The organism is Spirosoma arcticum, from assembly GCF_054779955.1.
Genome location: NZ_BAAGXG010000004.1, coordinates 259,474 through 279,109 on the forward strand (window position 1 = coordinate 259,474; position 19,636 = coordinate 279,109).

General features: G+C 53.8%; 10 protein-coding genes. All 10 read left to right on the forward strand.

Translation table 11 applies throughout. The features are described from left to right. Window positions 1-26 precede the first annotated feature (26 nt). The 10 genes from ACYVHB_RS10890 (at window position 27) to ACYVHB_RS10935 (ending at window position 19,625) form a co-directional block, all read left to right on the forward strand. Window positions 27-2,432 carry an ABC transporter permease gene (locus tag ACYVHB_RS10890; protein ID WP_461051752.1) on the forward strand — a complete coding sequence of 802 codons (2,406 nt, stop codon included), beginning with the start codon at window positions 27-29 and terminating at the stop codon, window positions 2,430-2,432. 27 nt (window positions 2,433-2,459) lie between these two features. Beyond that, on the forward strand, window positions 2,460-3,005 hold the full coding sequence (locus ACYVHB_RS10895; RefSeq protein WP_461051753.1) for a GIN domain-containing protein: 546 nt from the start codon (window positions 2,460-2,462) through the stop codon (window positions 3,003-3,005). A gap of 40 nt (window positions 3,006-3,045) precedes the next feature. Beyond that, window positions 3,046-5,436 (forward strand): ABC transporter permease, encoded by a 2,391-nt coding sequence (locus ACYVHB_RS10900; protein ID WP_461051754.1) that lies wholly within the window; start codon window positions 3,046-3,048, stop codon window positions 5,434-5,436. Window positions 5,437-5,448: 12 nt separating this feature from the next. Further along, on the forward strand, window positions 5,449-7,866 hold the full coding sequence (locus ACYVHB_RS10905) for an ABC transporter permease (RefSeq protein ID WP_461051755.1): 2,418 nt from the start codon (window positions 5,449-5,451) through the stop codon (window positions 7,864-7,866). Between the two features lie 12 nt (window positions 7,867-7,878). Then, entirely contained in the window at window positions 7,879-10,287 is a 2,409-nt protein-coding gene (locus ACYVHB_RS10910; protein ID WP_461051756.1) for an ABC transporter permease, read from the forward strand. An 11-nt stretch (window positions 10,288-10,298) separates the two neighbouring features. Next, window positions 10,299-12,737: an ABC transporter permease gene (locus tag ACYVHB_RS10915; protein ID WP_461051757.1), complete on the forward strand. Its 2,439-nt coding sequence runs from the start codon at window positions 10,299-10,301 to the stop codon at window positions 12,735-12,737. 197 nt (window positions 12,738-12,934) lie between these two features. Continuing rightward, the gene (locus ACYVHB_RS10920; protein WP_461051758.1) at window positions 12,935-13,273 is read left to right on the forward strand and encodes a PadR family transcriptional regulator; all 339 of its coding nucleotides are present in this window, start codon (window positions 12,935-12,937) and stop codon (window positions 13,271-13,273) included. Window positions 13,274-13,284: 11 nt separating this feature from the next. Continuing rightward, entirely contained in the window at window positions 13,285-15,972 is a 2,688-nt protein-coding gene (locus ACYVHB_RS10925; protein WP_461051759.1) for an ABC transporter permease, read from the forward strand. Between the two features lie 3 nt (window positions 15,973-15,975). Further along, window positions 15,976-18,615: an ABC transporter permease gene (locus tag ACYVHB_RS10930; RefSeq protein WP_461051760.1), complete on the forward strand. Its 2,640-nt coding sequence runs from the start codon at window positions 15,976-15,978 to the stop codon at window positions 18,613-18,615. 140 nt (window positions 18,616-18,755) lie between these two features. Continuing rightward, entirely contained in the window at window positions 18,756-19,625 is an 870-nt protein-coding gene (locus tag ACYVHB_RS10935) for an alpha/beta hydrolase (RefSeq protein WP_461051761.1), read from the forward strand. The last annotated feature ends 11 nt before the right edge of the window (window positions 19,626-19,636 follow it).

Genomic DNA, 19,636 nt, shown 5'->3' on the forward strand with positions numbered 1-19,636 from the left:
TTTTAACAAACGTAACGAAAATCACCATGTTCCGCAATTACCTCAAAATCGCCTGGCGCAACCTGCGCAAGAACCGCACCTACGCCCTCATCAACGTAACGGGGCTGGCTCTCGGCATGGGCTGCGCGCTGCTGATTTTTGCGCTCGTCCGCTACCACTTCGCCACCGATACCCACCATCGCAACTACGACCGGACCTACCGCATCGTCTCGAAATTCATCTCCTCCGAAGGTGATTTTCACACGCCCGGTGTGCCGTATCCGCTCGGAAAAGCGGTCCGCAACGATTTTCCGGATGTGGAGCAGCTTGCCATGATTGAGCAGTGGGAAGAACCAATGGTGTCGGTGCCCGTTACGGGCGGACCAGACAAGAAGTTTAAAGAAAATGAGGATGGCATCGGCGCATTTGTGGAGCCGTCGTATTTCCGCATCTTCGACTACGACTGGATCGCGGGCGGGCCAGCGGACCTGAGCCAGCCGAATACGGTAGTTATCAGTGCCGAAAACGCCCAGAAATACTTCGGTACGACCAATGGCGTAATTGGTAAAGCACTCAAAATCAACGGGCGCATCAACGCCCGCATCGTCGGCGTTTTCCAGGACTATCGGGACAATACCGATTTCCCTTACTCGGTGATGCCCTCCTACGCTACGCTGAAGGAGTACCGGGGTGGAACCGATGAAGATTTCGGTAACACCAACAGCAGTTCGCAATGCTTTGTGTTGCTCAACGACCGGTTTACGGCTGCCGACTGGGACCGGCAGATGCTGGGTTTTGTGAAAAAATATAACCCGAAAGAAGCCCAAAAAACCCGGTATCCAATGCAGCCCCTGGCCGATATTCACTTCTCGACCGATTACAACGGAGTGAGTAAAGGGTTGATCGTATCGCTGTTCATTATTGGCATTTTCCTGATCGTGACGGCCAGCATCAACTTTGTCAACTTAGCCACGGCGCAGGCCCTGACCCGGTCGCGGGAGGTGGGCGTTCGGAAAGTGATGGGTAGCACACAGGGTCAGTTATTCGCGCAGTTCATGGGCGAAACGGCCTTGATCACGCTGGTGGCCACGGTGATTGCGCTTGGGTTATTCCAGTTCGGTCAGGCGCTGGTTCAGCAAAATCTGTCGGGGGCGTTCAAGTTCACGTTCTACTTCGACGCGTCGGTAATTGGCTGGTTAGCCTTGCTGGTGTTGGGTGTCATTCTGCTCTCGGGTGTGTACCCGGCCCTGGTGCTGGCGGGCTTCAAACCCGTGATGGCGCTGGCGGGTAAAATCACGGCGCGGCAGGTGGGGGGCTTCTCAGTGCGCCGGGGGTTGGTGGTGGCGCAGTTTGCCATTTCGCAGATGCTCATCATTGGCATGGTGGTGGTGGCCAGTCAACTCCGGTTTGTGCAGGAAAAAGATTTAGGATTCCGAAAAAACGCCATTCTGACCGTTGAACTGCCGGATGTTGCGCAACAGGACGTGCCTAAAATGAGCACGTTTCGTAACCTTGCAACCCGCATTCCCGACGTGGAGAAGTTTAGCTATTCGATGAGTGGTGCCCCGCAGTCGGGCTGGGTGAGCCAGACGACCGTGTACTATGATACCCGGCCTGAGAAGGAGAAATTTACGCCCCATCGCAAAGGTGTCGACGTGAACTACCTGAACCTGTACGGCATCAAGCTCGTGGCCGGGCGTAACCTGTATCCCTCCGACACCGCCCGCGAAGCCCTCGTCAATGAAACGTTCGTGCGGAAGTTGGGCATCAGCAGTCCCGATCAGATACTGGGAAAAATGCTGCACCTGAGTGATAATACGCGTCATGTGGAAATTGTGGGGGTGGTGAAGGATTTCAATCAGGTGACGCTGCAGGACGCCATCGATCCGCTCTTTATGACCACGCAGGCGTCCAACTATCATGCCGCCAACCTGCAACTGCGAAGCGGTAATTTTCAGCGTGTCATTAGCCAGTTGGAGAAGTACTACAATCAGGTGTACCCCGACTCTTACTTCACGCATCGGTTCGTGGATGAGCAGATCGAGCGCAGCTACCAGCAAGAGCAGACGATGGGCAAACTCGTTAACTTCTTCGCCGGGATTGCCGTGCTCATCGGTTGCCTGGGCCTCTACGGGCTGGTACTGTTCATGGCTACGCAAAAGACCAAAGAAATTGGCGTCCGCAAAGTGCTGGGGGCCAGTGTAGGCAGCATTTTGTGGCTATTCGGTAAAGAGTTCGCCCGGCTCATTGCGGTGGCGTTCGTGCTGGCGGCTCCGCTGGCGTGGTACGTGATGGACGGCTGGCTGCAGGATTTCGAGTACAAGATCACCCTCGGCCCCGGCATTTTCGTAATCGCCATTGTGGCCACGGTGCTGGTCGCTGCCCTAACGGTAAGTGTGCAGAGCGTCAAAGCCGCCCTGATGAATCCCGTGAAGAGTTTACGATCTGAGTAAGGATACGTTAATCAACAACCAGTAAGGATGAATACCGCAAAAAATTGTAATGGCTTAGGCATTGTGCTCCTGCTTCTGATAACGCTGGCGGAGAGCTACGGGCAGGCAACGGAAATAAGGCCGCTTCAACCATTTGAGGGCATTAAAACGGATGGCTTAGTGCAGGCGTACCTCCAGCAGGGAGAAAAAGAAAACGTTCGGCTGGCGGTTAAAGGCATTGCCTTACAGGATGTCGTTACCCAGGTGGAGAATGGGCTGTTGACGGTAAAGACGCAAGGAAACCACAACGGCGAAGACATAAAAGTCTATGTTACCTACCGGCAGTTGAAAAGCATTGCGGTGGGCGGAGCGTCAAAAGTAGTCGGGAAGTCAGTTATCAAAGGCAAAACGCTGGACATCGCCACCCATGGAGCGGGGGATGCTTTTTTGAGCGTTGACGTTGATGCGCTCCGTATTTCGATGGAGGGCGCAGGCAACCTGACGATTGCAGGCCAGGCAAAATCCGAGAAGATCATCACCCGAGGCCGTGTCCGTGGCAGCTTGGATAAAACGGGACTGACTACCTCTAAGTAAGGTTTCATCTGAAAACAACATTGCTGAACATACCAAGACCATGCTACGCAGCTATTTTAAAATCACCTGGCGGAATTTAATCCGCAACAAGGCGTTTTCGGCCATTAATATTTTAGGTCTGGCTCTGGGTATGGCCAGCAGCCTGCTAATTTTTCTGTGGATTCAGGATGAACTGAACGTGGATAATTACCACGCCAACGGGCCGCAATTGTACAACGTCATGCAACGGCAACTGTACGATGGCAAAGCCGAAGCGGGCCGTTTCACACCGGGCGTGTTGCCCGACGAATTGAAAAAACAATTTCCTGAAATCTTATACGCGGCAGGCTACACCGGCTGGGAAGCCCAGATGACGTTTGCCGTTGGTGATAAAATTAATAAAGAAGCCGGACACTGGGCCGGGGCCGACTGGTTTAAGATGTTTAGTATTCCGCTGCTGGCTGGTACGCCCGCAACGGCACTAAATTCGCCCACCAGTATGGCCATTTCTCGCAAAGTGGCCGACTTTTATTTTGGCAACCCGGTAGCGGCTCTTGGCAAGAGCATCCGCATCGATAACAAAGGTGACTATCAGGTGACGGCGGTGTTTGAAAACCTGCCGGAGAACTCGTCGGATACGTACGATTTCCTGATCAACTGGACCGATTGCCTGAACCGCAATCCCTGGATGAAACAATGGGATAACAACGGCCCGCACACGCGCATCATGCTCCGCCCCGATGCCAACGTGGCCAATGTACAGGCGAAACTCCTGCCGTTTCTGCGGAAATACAACGAGGACATTGACAAAAGTTTCGACGCGCAGCTTTTCCTACAGGCCTACTCCGACGGGTACCTGTACTCCAACTTTAAAAACGGTCAGCAGGACGGAGGGCGCATCGAATACGTACGGCTGTTTGGCGTGGTGGCAGTGTTTTTGCTGTTAATTGCCTGCATTAATTTTATGAATCTGGCAACAGCCCGCTCCGTCAAACGGGCGCGGGAAGTGGGCGTTCGGAAGGTACTCGGCGCGATGCGGAGTTTGCTGGCCGGGCAGTTCATTGGTGAAGCACTCCTGTTTACGGGGCTGGCTCTAATCATAGCCGTACTATTGGTCCTGGTCCTGCTACCCGCCTTCAATTCGCTGGCGGGCAAACACATCAGTCTACAATTCACCGACGTTTCGTTCTGGTTGCTGCTGCTCGGCACGGCGCTGATTACCGGCTTTGTGGCGGGCAGCTACCCAGCCCTGTTCCTATCGTCGCTGAATCCGGTACAGGTCCTGAAAGGAAGCGGCTCCTCACGGCTCACGTTTGGTTCGGGAGCAAAGCTGTTTCGGCAGGGGCTGGTTGTGTTTCAGTTTGTGCTGTCGATCGTGCTCATCGTCGGCACCATTGTGGTGTATCGACAGGTGGACTTTATCCAAACCGAAAACTTAGGCTACGACCGCGAGAATTTGATTTACGTGCCGGTGGAAGGCGAAATCGCCACGGTGACCAAATACAAAACATTCAAAGACGAGTTGCTGCGGATGCCGGGCGTTCAGTCGATGTCGTCGATGCAGGAAGCCCCGACCAATATCGGCAGCAGCACGGGGGGCGTCACCTGGACGGGGAAAGACCCGAACGTCAATATCGAAATTAATCAGACCTCCGTTGGCTATGATCTGGTAAAAACGCTGAAGGCAAAATTGGTGGCGGGCCGTGAGTTCTCGCCAGCATTCGGCACAGATACCAGCAATTATATCATTAACGAAGCCACGGCTGCCCGCATGGGCTTTAAAGAGCCAGTTGGGCAGCCCATTACGATGTGGGAGAGACCGGGTAAGATCATTGGCGTGATTGAAAACTTCCATTTCCGATCACTGCACACGCCCATCGCCCCGCTGATTCTCCGGCTAAGCACCGGACCGGGTTCGCAAAGTTTTCTGATTCGAACGCAACCCGGCCAGACGAAGCAGGCGCTGGCCAGTATTGAAGCCTTGTGGAAACAACAGAACCCGAAGTTTCCGTTTTCATACCGCTTCGCCGATGACGAGTACCAGAAGCTCTACAAAAGCGAAACCGTCGTGGGAAGTCTCGCCAATTACTTTGCTTTCCTGGCCATTTTCATCTCGTGTCTCGGCCTGTTTGGGCTGGCGACGTTCACCGCTGAGCAGCGCGTTAAAGAGATTGGCGTTCGCAAAGTGCTGGGGGCCAGCGTGGGTAGTATTGTCGGATTGCTGTCGCAGGACTTTCTGAAATTAGTGCTGATCGCCATTATCATTGCCTCGCCCCTGGCGTGGTGGGCCATGACCAAGTGGTTGCAGGGCTTTGCGTACAAGATCGACATTGAGTGGTGGATGTTCGCCGGTGCAGGCCTGCTGGCGGTGGGCATTGCCCTGCTAACGGTCAGCTTCCAGAGCGTGAAAGCCGCCGTGGTGAACCCCGTTAAATCACTACGTTCTGAATAAAACACAACAACTATGCTCACCAACTATCTTAAAATCGCCTGGCGGAATATCGTCCGCAACAAGACCTTTTCGGCCATCAACATTCTGGGACTGGCGATTGGTGTGGCGGCCTGTGTACTCATTTTGCAGTACGTAGCTTTTGAATTGAGTTACGATAATTTTCATGCGAAAGGCGACCGGATCTACCGCGTCCGGCAGGATCGCTATAATGAAGGGAAACTAAGCACCCAATGGGCTGCCGGGGCACAAGCCGCCGGTTACGCGTTCAAGGGAGCGTTCAATGAGGTGGAGGACTACGTGAACGTTTTGCGGATGCGCTCGGCAGTAATCGACTATAAGGAAAAGAGCCTGAAAGTTGAACGAATTTATATCGCCAGTCAGTCCTTTTTCACTCTGTTCTCCTACCCATTGGTGGCGGGAAATCCGGCTACCGCGCTGGCCGAACCGAATACCGTTGTTCTCTCAGAAACCGTAGCCCGGCGGCTGTTTGGTAGTGAAAATCCGATCGGGAAAACGATTCAGCAGAATCGCAAAGAAGCGGTGAAGGTGACGGGTGTTTTCAAGGACTTTCCGGCTAATACGCACCTACAGCCCGATTACATTATTCCCCACGCTACGTTTGTGAGCCAGGCCGGTGCCGATAATAATCCGAATACGGCCTGGCAGTGGGACGGAGCCTTGTCCTACCTGTTACTTCGTCCCGGCGTTGATCCGCAGGCGCTCGAAGCCAAGTTTCCGGCCTTGGTCGATAAACTGGCGGGTGCAGAACACCGGAAATACGGGTCGGCTGCGGTGTATCTGCTCCAGCCGTTGCGGAACATCCATCTGTACTCCCATTTCCTGATGGAAGCCGAGCCGAACGGCGACGGCAAAACGGTTTACCTGCTGCTGGCCATTGCTTTTTTCATCGTCGTTATTGCCTGGGTCAATTACATCAATCTGGCTACGGCACGCGCCATCAACCGGGCCAAAGAAGTTGGGGTTCGCAAGGCGGTTGGGTCGCTGCGGGGTCAACTCATTGGGCAGTTCATGACTGAGTCGGTGCTGCTCAATGGGTTGGCTGTAGTGCTGGCGCTGGTGCTGGTAGGGCTTACGTTGCCAACCTTCAATGAACTGTCGGGTCAACAGGTAGGCTTTGCGCTGTTGGGAAGCTGGTTGTTCTGGTTACCGCTGGCCGGACTGTTTTTTGTGGGAAGCTTCTTTTCGGGTCTCTATCCAGCTTTCGTTCTATCCGGGTTTAAACCGGTGGCCGTATTAAAAGGGAAAGTCAGTGCATCGCGACAGGGTGTCAATCTGCGCAAGTCGCTGGTGGTGTTTCAGTTTGCGGCCTCATTGTTTCTGTTAGTGGGTACGCTGGCGGTGTTTCAGCAAATCAGCTTCATGCGAAAACAAAGTCTGGGCATCAACATCGACCAGACTCTGGTGCTTAATCCGCCGATTATGGCCAACGACTCCACCTTTATGCGGCAGATGGCGGCTTTTAAAGAGGAGTTGCTGCGTCAGTCAACAATTCGATACGTGGCCGCTTCATCCATTGTTCCGGGGCAGCGATCAGAGTTTAACGTGGGTGGCATCCGGTTGAAAGGGGTCGACGAGAGCAAGGGCAAGCAGTACCGGGTTATTGGTATTGACCACGATTTTATCAAAGCCTACGATTTGAAGCTTCTGGCAGGCCGCAATTTCTCGAAAGACTTTGGCAGCGATCCCAAAGCAGTGGTGTTCAACAAAATGGCCATTCAGCAATTAGGCTTCGCCGATCCCGCGCAGGCTATTGGCAAACAAATCGACTTCTGGGGCGAGATCTTCACCATTGTTGGCGTAACGGATAATTTCCATCAGCAGTCGTTGCGCGATGCCTATGAGCCGCTGATTTTACGCTTAAGTCCAGACGTGCGCGGTTTCTTTTCCATTAAACTGGCTACCAACGATATGACTAATCAGATCGCCACCATACGAACAGAATGGAACCGTTTCTTTCCTGGCAACCCGTTCGAATACTCGTTTCTGGACGAACGCTTCAACGAGCAGTATCGGGCCGATCAGCGGTTTGGTCAGGTGTTTGGTCTTTTCACCATGCTGGCCATTTTGGTGGCCTGTTTGGGCTTGTTCGGGCTGGCCTCGTTCACAACGGCGCAACGTACGAAAGAAATTGGCATCCGAAAAGCGCTTGGTGCATCGGTTGGCGAAATCGTGCAGATGCTGTACCGGGAGTTTGCCGTATTGATTCTAATCGCATTTGTCCTTGCCACGCCGTTGGCCTGGTACGCCGTGACGCAATGGCTGCGGGGGTATGCCTTTCGCACCGATCTCCCGTGGTGGCTCTTTGTCATGCCGTTCTTAGCCGTTCTGCTGGTATCGCTGCTGACGGTCTCGTACCAAAGTGTAAAAGCTGCCCTGATGAACCCCGTCAAATCATTACGAAGCGAATAAACTCTGACAACCATGCAAAACAATCTGAAACTGGCGTGGCGTGGGTACGTCCGCGACCGGGCGTTTACGGGACTGAACGGACTGAGTCTGACCATTGGCCTGTTTGTGGCCTACACCGCCATTAGCTACATCCGCTTCGAACTGAGCTACGATACGTTTCACCGGAATGCCGAATCGGTCTATCGGCTCATCCGCACCTACCGCTCGCAGGATTACAGCGTGATCGGCTTTGCCAATTGGGACGCGGCTACTAACCGGGCGCAGCAACAGCAGCTCGACGCGCTCAAAAACACGACCGGCGTGGTCGATGCCGCTCAGTTTATCACCTCCGATGCACCAACGTTCGTGGAAGCCAATGGTCGGCGTATTCAGGCAGCCAATCTGCTAACCACCAATACACCGGGGGCGTTTTGTTCGGTGTTTACGTGGACGCTCAAACAAGGTACGTTTCAGAACTTCGCCGACGGCACCAACAAGGCCATGCTGACCGCCCGTATCGCCCGAAGCCTGTTTGGCGACGACGTAGAAAACGCGGTGCAGAAACGGCTGAAAATCGGTCTGGATTACTACACCATCGCGGCCATCATCGACGACGTACCGCTTAATTCGCACGTTGATTTTACGGTGGCTCTGAGCAAACCCCGCCTGCCGTATTGGGGGAGCCGGGTGTATATTCAGGCCAACAAAAATGTTGATAGTAAATTGGTTACGGCAAACGTAAACGCGGCCATTGCCTCGTTCAATCCGAAGTTAGCTGCCGATCCGCTTTATAAACAGCACCAGTTGCAGCCCCTCACCGGCATTCACCTGACCCCCAATATTCTCTACGATCTGAAGCCGCCCGGCAACCGGCTCTACATGGTGCTGATTGGCTGCTTTGCGGTATTTATCTGCCTGATTACCCTCTTTAACTACGCCAACCTGTCGCTGGCCATCAAGTCGAAACAAAGCAAGTCGATTGGGATGCGGAAGGCATTGGGAGCGTTGACCTCGTCCATTGCGGCTCAGTTTGTGTTCGAGGGGGTTTTGCTGGCCTTGCTCACGCTGCCCCTCGTCGCCGGGCTAATTGCGGTCGGCATCCCGTTGTTCAACGAACAGATGGGGGTTGCCATTCCAACCAACGTTTTCACGGATTCGCAAACGTTGCTCACGCTGGTTTTGCTGGCCGTGGGGCTGGGTGCGGTATCGAGCCTGACGGCGATCAGTTTAACCTGGAAACCGATTCTCTCCCTATTCAATGATAGGCTACGCAGCCAGACACGACAGGCTTTTCCGGTGCGTAATTATCTGATCGTTAGTCAGTTCGTGCTGTTGATCGGCATTACGGCGGTGTCGTATTTCATCACAAAACAGATTGATTTTGTAGCCAATAAAGACCTCGGTTTTCGGCAGGAGGGTATTCTCTATGCCTATTCCTCGCCTGAAAAGCAGACGGTCTTTCAGCAGCAACTCCGGCAACTTCCCGGCATTAAGTCGGTGGGGAACGGCTCCTCATTCGGCATTGAGCCGTTCGATCAAATGACCTACAAACTACCGGAATCCGATGCGGTGTTCGACGATGCCCGGCAGCTTTACCTCGATCCCGCTGCCCTGACCGCTTACGGACTCAAAACTACCCTGGGCGAGGTCAGTCCGGGCCGCACCGGGCCCAATCCCTTCACGCTCATTAACCGGACAGCGGCCCAAAAACTAGCGTCCCAACAGGGGATACCGGTCGAGTCGATGATTGGCAAAACCATTATCACCGAACCCGAATACGTGGACCAGAACGGGCGGGCTGGTATTCCGTTTACGGTGGCGGGTACTTTCGAGGACATCAACGTGTTTTCACTGCACCAAGAAGTGGAACCTTATTTCATCACCGTCTCCCGCAACCTGCGCATGGACGGGCGCACCATCGTCCAGTACGACCCCGCCACAACTGCCAATACGCTGGCGGATATCCGGCGGGTCTACGCCGGGCTGAACGAGCCAAGGCCGCTGGAAATAGAATTCCTGACCCAGAAAGTAACGAGTCTCTACGCACAGGATCGTCAGACGGCTACTCTGCTTGTCTGGTTCAACCTGATTGCTATTGTGCTGGCGGCTATCGGCATTATAGGAATTACGATTTTCCTGACCATAGCCCGTACCAAAGAAATTGGCATTCGCCGGGTATTAGGAGCCTCGTCGCTGTCGATTATTGGGTCGGCAACGAAAGAATATACGTACCTGATCGGGATCGCCCTGCTGATTAGCTGGCCCATTGCCGTTTATGCAATCGACAAATGGCTGAACAGCTTTGCCTATCGTATTGATATACAGCAAATTGCTTTCGCCGTTATCGGCCTGTTGGCTTTCGGCTTAACGGCGCTGATCGTGGCCGTAATTGCCTACCGGGCGGCTTTAGCCAATCCGGTGAAGTCACTACGAAGTGAATAAACCGCACGACTATGACTCGCAATAATCTGACAATTGCCTGGCGCGGCTTAAAGCGCAACCGAAGTGTCACCGTGCTGAACGTGCTGGGTTTGAGCGTTGGCGTAGCTGCGGCCTTGCTGCTATTCATGAGCGTACGCTACGAACTTAGTTTCGATACCTTCCATGTCGACCGCGACCGCATTTACCGCGTCGTGCGAAAGCAGACCTATACCAACGGCAGCGAAAATTATACGCCGGGCAACCCGCTGCCGGTCGAGGCCGCTCTTAAAGCCGACATCCCGCAGTTTGAGACCGTAGTACCCATTTTCGGGACGCTCGACCCGCAGGTTACGGTACTCGGCAACAAACCCGACGCCAGCGACTACGCCACCAAGTTTACCGAGCGTAATCAGGGCGTACTGACAGGGCCGGAGTTTTTTCGTCTGTTTAATTTTCCGTTCCGCATTGGTACACCCGACGTACTGGCTCAGCCAAACGTAGTGGTGCTGTCGGAAACCTACGCCCAAAAGTATTTTGGTGGGGCGCAGCAGGCAGTGGGTCAATTCATTCGCATCAATAATCAGCTTACAATGCGGGTGGCAGGCGTACTGGCCGACTCGCCGAAAAACACCGACTTTCCGCTCAATCTGGTCATTTCGTATGCATCCAAGCGAGCCAAGCCGGAGTTGTTCGGTTTCGGAAGGTTCGATGATTGGGGTAATGACAGCAGCAGCGACCAGCTATTCGTAAAACTGCCGCCCAATTTCTCCGTGGCGCAGGCTAATACATTGCTGGAGAAATTTTCGCGTAAACACTACGATGGTCGGCAGGATAACGATAGGAAAACACACTTTCTAAGCCCCGTGGCTGACCTCCACCACGACGGCCATTTCGACAACATGGCCGACCACACCGTACCCCGGCAGCGCATCTGGAATATGGCTACGGTAGGTGTGTTACTGCTCCTGATGGCTTGCATCAATTTCGTCAACATCGCGTCGGCACTGGCTACCAAGCGGGCTAAGGAGGTGGGTGTGCGGAAGGTGCTGGGTAGCCTGAGAAGTCAGTTGGTAGTGCAGTTCATGACCGAAACGTTTCTGATGGTGCTGGCGTCGGTGACGCTGGGCGTGGGGCTGGCCTACGCAGCACTGCCGCTGCTAACGGCTATGTTCGGCGTTCCGGCGGATGCATCGCTGTATTTCCGGCCCGACTTAGCGTTGGCGCTGCTGGGCCTGTTGGTGGTGCTCACAGGGCTGGCTGGGCTGTATCCGGCCCTGGTGTTGTCTTCGTTCTCGCCGTTGGACGTTTTCAGTCGGCGCGTAGGACGCGGCTGGTTCCGGGGCGTTACGCTGCGGCAAAGCCTGATTGTGGTGCAGTTCACCACGGCGCTGGTGCTCATTATTAGTACGGTGGTGAACCTGCGTCAGATGGCCTACCTCAGCCGCATGGACCTTGGTTTCACGAAGGAAGGCGTATATAATTTTCCAGTGGACACCGAATACCGCTCCCGCTACGCTACGTTGCATGGTGAGCTGCTCAGGATTCCGGGCGTCAGCAACGTATCGTTTTCGTCGGATTTGCCGTCGTCGGATAACAAATGGTCGAGCAATTTTGCCTTTACCAACCTGTCTAAAGACGAAGGTTTTCCCATTTCGATGAAAATGGCCGACGGCGATTATTTCGCTACACACGGCATTACCTTTCTGGCTGGTGGCCCATACGCGGTCGGGGATACGATCCCGAAAATAGTGGTAAATGAAACGCTTCTGAGAAAACTAAATATTAAAAACCCGGCGCTGGTAATTGGCCGCCAACTCAAAATAGGGGGGGGCAGTAACCCTGCTCCAATTGTGGGCGTCGTGAAAGATTTTCATACTAATTCCGCCCGGTCGGGTGTTCAACCGTTGCTCATCCAGTCGTTACCAAAGTTTTACTGGAGCGGCAGCGTTCGGCTGCGGTCGCCGGACGTAGCGCAGACGGTGGAGCGTATCAAAGCCGTTTATGCGCAGGTGTTCCCGGAGGTGGCATTTGAAGGCCGTTTTTATGAAGAAAGCCTGAACCAGTACTACGAAGCCGAGCAGCAGACAGGCCTGCTCTACCGCGTCTTTGCCGGGTTGACCATCTTCATCGCCTGCCTGGGCTTGTTCGGGCTGGCGGCCTTCACGGCTGAGCAGCGCACCAAAGAAATCGGCGTACGGAAGGTGCTGGGGGCCAGCGTGGCCAGTATTGTCGCGTTACTTTCCAAAGACTTCCTTAAACTGGTGCTGATTGCCATCGTCATTGCTTCGCCCCTGGCGTGGTTTGCCATGAACCGCTGGTTGCAGGATTTCGCCCACAAGATCGACATGGAGTGGTGGGTGTTTGCGTTGGCGGGTTTGCTGGTGGTGGGCATTGCGCTGCTGACAGTGAGCTTCCAGAGCATCAAAGCCGCTCTGATGAACCCGGTCAAGAGCTTACAGAGTGGTGAGTAAATTAACCTTCTTCTTGTTTACCCAAGCCAGAGCAATTCCGTGTGGGATTGCTTTGTCCGTTTTAGTACGTCGATTGTCCAAAAGCGGACAGATGAACTGGTCAATCTTTCGTAAAAATTGCGTTTAGTGGCAATCAGGGTAGTATTCTTCACTTGGCATGGCATTTGATCGGCATTATCGTATAAAATAAAGATACGATGAAACGAGCCTTTCTGGGAGAGTTTGAAGAGGTGGTCATGCTGACCGTAGCCGTCCTTGACGAAGGCGCTTACGGGGTGACCGTCACGCAGGAGATTGAGCAGAAAACCGGCCGCGCAGTTGGTTTCAGCACGGTCCATACGACGCTGCAACGCTTAGAGGAGAAAGGCTATTTAAAGTCCCGGATGGGCGGGGCCACCGCCGAGCGGGGTGGTCGACGGAAGCGGTTTTTTTCGGTCACGGCAACCGGAAGGAAAGCCTTGTGGGAAGTTAAGCAAGTTCGTGCGCAGTTGTGGGATGCGCTGCCTCCACAGACGCTGCAACTGATGGGTAACTGATCCAATCGCGCATGAAAACCAATCACAAACAACCACCCCGTTGGGCGTCAACCTTGCTCAACTGGTGGGGTGACCCCAACACGCGGGAAGAAGTGCAGGGCGACCTGCTGGAGCTATACGACCACTGGGTCAGGACCGTGGGCCGACGACGTGCAGACTGGCGCTATGGCCTGAGTGCGTTGAAGCTGCTACGGCCACTGGCTAATCCAAAACAGTCGACGGTTCAACGATTTGATGAATACCCGTCACCTTTTCTACTAAGTCCTGATATGATTCGGAATTACTTCAAAATCGCTGTTCGTACCCTCTGGAAAAGCCGGAGCTATGCCGCCATTAATGTAATAGGCATCGCCGGAGCGTTCTGCATCTGCGTGTTCCTGTTCCTGACGGCGTATCTGCACCTGACGTACGATTCTTTTCACCAGGATGGTAACCGTATTTTTCAGACGTACCTGTTCGCCAACGACCCTGAACAGGCAACCAAGTCGGGGGGAATGCCGTTGCCGGTGGTCCCCGCCCTGAAAACCGAATTTCCAGAACTGGAAGGGGCTACCCGCGTAGTGGAGGGACGCCGGAGCCTGGTTGAAGTGAATGGCAAGTATTTCGATAAACTAATCAACTTCACCGACCCCGATTTCCTGACGGTTTTCTCGTTTCCATTGCTTGAGGGCAACCGGAGTCTCGTCTTGCGTGAGTTGAGCAGCGTCGTGCTGAGCGAAAACACGGCGAAAGACCTGTTCGGCACGGTAGACCCGATGGGTAAACGCTTGCGGATCGGTAATAACGGCAACGAAAAAGACTACATTGTCACCGGTATTTTGGCCAATGCACCGGATAATTCGTCGGTTCATTACGATGCATTGGTACGGGTTGAAAACGCGCCGTCGTATCAGGGGAATCAAGCAAACTGGGGCGATTTTTCGTACGGTGTCTTCCTGAAGTTGCCCCCACAGGTCGATCAGGCGACGTTTGAAACCCGACTCAAGCCCTTCACCCAGAAGTATTTTTCGGAGCCAATCGAGAAGCTTAGCAAGAAAAAAGCAAAGCCCGATCAGCGCGGAGACGTGTTTGCCATTCGCTTGCAGAACCTGTTGGATGTCCATTTCAATCGCGAACTATCGGATAGCAAAGGCACGCCCGTAGCGGTGATTTATGTGCTGTTGGGCCTGGCCCTGTTCATCCTGCTCATTGCCTGCATCAACTTCATCAACCTGAGCATTGCCCGGTCGTTCACCCGGGCGCGGGAAGTAGGCGTCAGGAAATCGTTGGGTGCCCTCAAAAGTGGATTGTTTATTCAGATTTGGAGCGAATCAGCTTTGATTTGCTGCGTTGGGGTTCTGACTGGCTCGGGGCTGGCTTACGGGCTAATGCCCACTTTCAATGCTACGTTTGGGGCTAAACTGAAACTGGCCGACGCCTTACAGCCGGGTTTCGTGGCCCTGTGCGTGGGCGTCGTTGCTCTGGTTACGCTGGTGGCTGGCGGGTATCCGGCCTGGCAAATGGCTACGTTCAATACGGTGGCTGTGCTGAAGGGGAAAGTCACGACGAAACGGCCCGGCGTTTTGCGCAACGCCCTCATCGTTACTCAATTTGCCTTGTCTTGCCTGCTGATTTGCTGCACCGTCATTGCCTTTCAGCAGGTAGGGCATCTGCGCCAAAGCCCGCTTGGTTTCGACAAAGAGCAGGTCATCAGTATTCCGGTGGGTAATCAGGTAAATGGTCGGCAGGTGTTGCAACGGCTGCGGAACAAGTTGGCCAGCGACCCTGCGGTGCTGTCCATAACGGGTACGAACGTGAACCTGGGTAAGGGTAAAGACCGCGTTAGTTCACGGAGTACATCCGGGTTCACTTATAAAGGCAGAGACGTGTCAACCGATGTTCTGCTGGTCGATTTTGACTACCTCAAAACGCTGAATATTGAACCAGTAGCCGGTCGTGATTTCAACCGGGCCTACGCGAGCGATTCGGTAAACCGGGTGATCATCACGCAAAGCATGGCGAAAATGATTGGGGAGAAAAACCCGGTGGGCCGTTTACTCGGCGACGATGACGATAGCACCGGCACTAAATCCCAGATTATTGGCGTTGTTCCCGACTTTCAGTTGTACTCCGTAGCCGACGAGTCTAAACCGGTTACCATGCACATTTCCAACACTGAGCCTATCCACTACATCTTCGTTCGGGTCTCGCCACTGAGTCTGGCCGGTTCGATGGATAAACTGCAACAGGTCTGGTCCGAAATTGCTCCCCAATCAGCGTTTATGGCCTCGTTTCTGGATGAGAACGTGGATGCGTGGTACCAGAACGAGGCCCAGCTTTCTCAAATTTTAAGCCTGGCATCGGGTATGGCCATCTTGCTGTCGTGCATCGGGTTGTTTGCCGTTGCCCTGCTGGTGATCGAGCAGCGCACCAAAGAAATCGGCATTCGGAAAGTGATGGGTGCCAGCATCCCCAGTATCGTACTGCTACTCTCCCGCGACTTTGTCAAACTGGTACTCATTGCCCTGGCTATTGCAGTGCCGTTGGCTTGGTTCGGGATGAAAACATGGCTGGATAACTATGCGTCGCGTATCGCCATCAGCCCGTGGGTCTTTGTGGGAGTTGGGTTGGCGGCCATCCTGATTGCCTTGTTGACGGTGAGCTTCCAGAGCGTCAAAGCCGCGCTGATGAATCCGGTCAAATCACTCCGATCTGAGTAAACTATGACGTCGACTGGACACATCAGACCACCCCGCTGGGCGTCAACCCTGCTAAGCTGGTGGGGCGACCCCAACACACGCGAAGAAGTGCAGGGCGACCTGCTCGAACTGTACGACTATTGGGTCAGGACGGTGGGTCAACGGCGGGCCAATTGGCGCTATGGCCTGAGCGCGTTGAAGCTATTACGGCCGCTGGCCAAACTGAAACGAACAAGCGATTACCCTCAACCCTTTCTACTGACTCCTGACATGATCCGCAACTATCTCAAAATCGCCTGGCGGAATTTGGTCCACGCCAAGGCGTTTTCGCTCATCAATGGCTTTGGCCTGACCCTCGGCTTAGCCTGCGCGCTGTTGATTTTTGTGGTGGTCAACCACGAAACGAGTTACGACCAGCACCACAAAAACGGCGACCGGGTGTACCGGATTGAAACTGCCGAAGTTGGTAGTGGGGACGCTCATCCCGGAACGTACACCGAAATGGGTGCTGTCCTACGAAACGAGGTGCCCGAGATCGAAACTGTTGTGCCGATCTGGCACGAGTGGGGGCAGTCATTCTCCATTCCTGCCGAAGGTAAGTTTTTCAAAGAACCGGTTGCCTTCGCTGACAATGGCCTATTCAGCCTGCTCGACTACGAATGGGTGACCGGCGAGGCTCGCACCGCCCTTTCCCAACCGAATCAGGTTATACTGACGGAGTCCTACGCTCAGAAGTTTTTCGGTACGACGGATATTATTGGCAAAACCATTCGGTACGGTGATAATCAGGACCTATCCGTAACGGGGGTGCTCAAAGACCACCCGGCAACTACCAATTTTCCGTTTGATGTGCTGGTTTCATTGCCTACCCTGAAGCGGGTGAATCCCGATTATGACACGTATGGTTGGAATGGCTTCGGCGATAACTATCAAGTGTATGTCTTACTGAAGACAGGCATTAAGCCGGAGCAGTTAACTCAGCGCTTTCGGGCAATACAAACCAAATATCAGGACCAGAAAACGAGTCAAGGCCAACGGTTTGTATTAGGCCCGCTGGCAAAGCTTCATTACGGTTACAATTTCAGCGGCCGACAGGCAAACCCGAAACTACTGAACATACTGTCACTCATCGGCGCATTTGTACTGCTGATTGCCTGCATCAATTTCATTAATCTGAGCACTGCCAAAGCACTTAAACGAGCCAAAGAAATCGGGGTTCGCAAGGCCATCGGCAGCAACCGTCTGGCGCTCATCTATCAATTCATGACCGAGGCCGGGTTGCTCACAGTGCTGTCGACCATCCTGTCGCTGGTGCTTGCCTGGATAACCCTTCCGGCAGCCGCCAGTATGATGGGCCTTCCGCTGACAACGCCGGATCTGTTCTCCTGGAAGGTTGGTGCTTTTGTAGCCATACTGTTGGTCCTGACTACCTTCCTGGCCGGAACCTATCCCGCCTTCCGCCTGTCGGGCATGCCGCCGATCCGGGCGTTGAACAACAGTAAGCTGCCACATGGTGAGCGAGGCATTACGTTACGTCAGGGCTTAGTTGTGGTTCAGTTTACGGTGTCGATGATTCTCATTAGCAGCACTTTGTTGATCAACCGGCAACTGTCGCTGTTCAAAAACGCTGACCTCGGTTTTACCAAAAACGCTATCATCACCGTCGGCCTACCCAGCAACCAGCCCGAAAAACTGCAAACGCTGCGCAATCAGCTGATGGAGTCACCGCAGATCAACGATGTCAGTTTTTCTGCTAACAGCCCATCGGCGGAGAGTAATTGGATGTGGGGTATGCAATACCGTAAAGGAGCTAAACCCATTGACATCAAAACCCAGATGAAGCTTGTGGACGCGCACTTTTTGACTACGTACGGCATCAAACTGGTTGCCGGAGAAGCCTTTCGGGAGGGTGACACGCTGCCCAAGTACATTGCCAGCGAAGGATTCCTCAAACGCATGGGCATTGACCGCCCTGAGCAAGCCGTTGGTCAGTTAATCCATTCTGGCGACGGTAAAGAATCGGCACCCATCATTGGCGTCGTGAAAACGTTTCACGTCAACTCACTGCACCAGGGCATCGACCCGACGTTGCTACGAGTGATGCCTAAGCACTTCTATCAAGCGGGCGTTAAACTACAGGCCGAGAACCTGTCGTCAGAATCGCTCAGAGCCGCCTTGGCAACGATTGAGAATGTCTGGAAAACCACCTTTCCCAATAAGGTATTTACGTACGAATTCTTGGATGAAACGCTGACTCAGGCATACCAGAACGAAACCCGAACGGCGCAACTGATCGAGACCGCCACGTTGGTCGCCATCCTGATCGCCTGTTTAGGGCTGTTCGGTTTAGCTACGTTTACGGCTGAATCACGCACGAAGGAGATTGGGGTGCGCAAAGTGCTGGGCGCATCAGTTGCCAGCATCGTTGCCTTACTGTCTAAAGACTTCCTGAAGCCGGTTCTGGCAGCTATCATCATTGCCTCACCGATTGCCTGGTACGGGATCAACCAATGGTTGAAGAATTTTGAGTACAGAATCAACATCGACTGGTGGGTGTTCGTATTGGCCGGTGGGTTGGCGATTAGCATTGCGCTGCTGACGGTGAGCCTCCAGAGCATCAAAGCGGCCCTGATGAACCCGGTCAAGAGCTTACGGAGTGAGTAGGAAGTAGTCCGCAAACGGTCAGTGTTTGTCCGTTTGCGGACAAAGGCCAGGGGTGAAGAACGTGCTGGTTGGGCTGAAAGAGCTTTTCGTCGTCGTGGCACGGGAGTTGAGCCAATAAAGCAATACGTTAACGCTACTGTATGATGTGCTGCTTTACCCGTTGCCTATTTGCCCTGTTAGTAGGGATAGCCCTGGTGGCTGATGCACAAACGAACCCGCCCGTTTCGCTGCCCGGAACCGAGGTGCGTACCCTCAAGTCGAACGTTCTGAACGGCGAGTCGTATCAGCTTCTTGTTCACTTTCCGGATAATTACGACGCGCAGAAAACCTATGATGTGCTGTTCGTGCTCGACGGACTGGATGGGTTTCCAATGGCCATCAGTTGCCTCGGCATTCTGCACGGGGAGTGTGAAAAAGGGTACAATGAACCGCTGCTAATTAGCATCTCGGACGGCGCGATGATTGGCAAGCCGGGCAACAAACGCGACCGCGACTTCACTCCGACTGCCTTCAAAACCAGTTGGGGTTCAAGTGGCGGGGGCGGTGGCCCAAAGTTTTTGCAATTTATTGAGCAGGAAGTAATCCCATTCGTGGAAAAGACGTACCCGGTTACGGCTAACCGTACGCTGTATGGCTATTCCTACGGCGGACTGTTCGCTTCGTACGCGCTGCTGACGAAGCCAGCGCTGTTTAAAACCATACTGATCGGTAGTCCGTCGATCTGGGCTGATGATGCCGTGATCCTGCGAACAGTCGAGCCAAACTACGCCCGTTCTCATACGGACCTGCCCATGAACGTCTGGCTATCGGTGGGCGAGAAGGATGAAAATCTGATTGACGACGACAAAAAATTTGGCGATGTACTGGCCTCACGCAAGTATCCGTCGCTGCGGTTGCACACGGCAATTTTGCCCGATTTGAACCACCTGACCGGTATTCAGCCGACAATGTTGCAGGCGTTTAAATGGGCGTATTGTGGAGCTGCTAATCTGGAAGCAGCCCCTAAGTGACTGATCTAATC

Coding starts and splice junctions, on each gene's coding strand:
- ACYVHB_RS10890 (WP_461051752.1), top strand. CDS start 27: ATGTTCCGCAATTACCTCAAAATCGCCTGGCGCAACCTGCGCAAGAAC.
- ACYVHB_RS10895 (WP_461051753.1), top strand. CDS start 2,460: ATGAATACCGCAAAAAATTGTAATGGCTTAGGCATTGTGCTCCTGCTT.
- ACYVHB_RS10900 (WP_461051754.1), top strand. CDS start 3,046: ATGCTACGCAGCTATTTTAAAATCACCTGGCGGAATTTAATCCGCAAC.
- ACYVHB_RS10905 (WP_461051755.1), top strand. CDS start 5,449: ATGCTCACCAACTATCTTAAAATCGCCTGGCGGAATATCGTCCGCAAC.
- ACYVHB_RS10910 (WP_461051756.1), top strand. CDS start 7,879: ATGCAAAACAATCTGAAACTGGCGTGGCGTGGGTACGTCCGCGACCGG.
- ACYVHB_RS10915 (WP_461051757.1), top strand. CDS start 10,299: ATGACTCGCAATAATCTGACAATTGCCTGGCGCGGCTTAAAGCGCAAC.
- ACYVHB_RS10920 (WP_461051758.1), top strand. CDS start 12,935: ATGAAACGAGCCTTTCTGGGAGAGTTTGAAGAGGTGGTCATGCTGACC.
- ACYVHB_RS10925 (WP_461051759.1), top strand. CDS start 13,285: ATGAAAACCAATCACAAACAACCACCCCGTTGGGCGTCAACCTTGCTC.
- ACYVHB_RS10930 (WP_461051760.1), top strand. CDS start 15,976: ATGACGTCGACTGGACACATCAGACCACCCCGCTGGGCGTCAACCCTG.
- ACYVHB_RS10935 (WP_461051761.1), top strand. CDS start 18,756: ATGATGTGCTGCTTTACCCGTTGCCTATTTGCCCTGTTAGTAGGGATA.